The 1,308-nt window shown below is 58.9% G+C and carries 1 protein-coding gene; it reads right to left on the bottom strand.

Annotated features, from left to right (window positions below; genetic code table 11):
- Positions 1–1,041: hypothetical protein (locus Q1J43_RS00230; RefSeq protein WP_301100272.1), on the bottom strand; the 1,041-nt coding region annotated here is incomplete at its 3' end.
- Between the last annotated feature and the right edge of the window lie 267 nt (positions 1,042–1,308).

The following is a 1,308-nucleotide window of genomic DNA, read 5'->3' as shown; positions in this document are numbered from 1 at the left end:
ATAAGGTCCGAACGACCACCGTTTATGATGATAGAGCATCTCGGCGCGCAGCCCATAGCCGGTGTGCTGATCGTTGGTGATGTCTTTGTAGCGATAGCCCGGGGCCGGAAACGGCAAGTCGCCTAAATAGGACTTCTGGTTGCCGAACAGAAAATAATCGAACTCGACGCTGGCGCTGACAACATCCTGATTTCTGAGGCGCAGACGCGACTCGAATCCCGCAGGCAAAAACACATACTGGCTGCCGCGACCATAGCCATAGGCCTGACTGCTGTCGTGCGGATTGTCGAACAAATAGCGGAAACCTACGCCGCCCATCGGTGCAACGGCAAAATCGCCGAATACCCAGTCATGCCCTACCATGGCGCGCGCTTCGACGTAATAGTTGGGAATGTCGGTAATCACCAAGGGCGTACCGTTTGACAACCAGCCTTCATACTCCAGATTGCCCATGGCGAAGCGTGTATCGAGCTTGGCGAACCAGTCGCCATAGAGGCTGCCGGTGAAGGCGGCGGTCAAGCCGTATTTCAAGCCGTCCTCGCGGATCGAAATATCGTTGCCGCCGATTTGGGTGATGTGCTGTTCCTGATAATGGTAATTGCCGAACTGCGCCCCAAGATCGAGGCCGGTGGTGTGGCGTAAATCGTCGTCCGCATCCGATGGCGGCGGCGGCGCTAGCGGCGCGGGCGCGGGTTGCGCGCGGTTTCCGGCCACGACAGAGCGGTTCTGCACCGGATAACCGTAAACCGGCTTCTGGCCAGCCTGTCCCGACGATGGTTTGGCATAAGCCCCGCCAGGTGTTGGCGCGGCAGCCTCAGGATTATTTAGCGCGTAGGGGACAGGATTGACTGCCTGCATGCGATAGTCGCGCTGGTTCAGTACGGGCCGTTGTGCGGCGGGATCGGTAACGGGTACGGTTTGTGCCGCTGCGGGCGCGGCCAGCGCCAAGGTCATGAGGGCGCCCAAACTGCACCGGCCAAACAACAACATGATGGTGTTCTCCTTAATCACGATTCCCGCGCCGCTGCGCGATACCGACATTTTCTATCCCAAATCCCCCCGTCCGAAAAGCCGGATTGGACAAAGCGGCAAAGTTTGGCTAGGACAATCAGGCGCTGCGCCTTTTGCGCAACAATGATTCCGCCCCTCGGCTTTGGCCGGAAAACAGATGGAGACGACCATGAAGCTCACCAAACGCGTCCGCGACATTCTGGCCAACTATGAAGGCGAAACGCCCGGCACCAAAGCCAATCTGGCGCGGATGCTGATGGCGGGGCGTCTCGGCGGCACCGGCAAGATGATCATCCT

Source organism: Propionivibrio sp. (assembly GCF_029255185.1).
Classification (GTDB): domain Bacteria; phylum Pseudomonadota; class Gammaproteobacteria; order Burkholderiales; family Rhodocyclaceae; genus Propionivibrio.
Note: the sequence above shows the minus strand (reverse complement) of the source record. Positions and strands in the feature narration are given on the sequence as shown.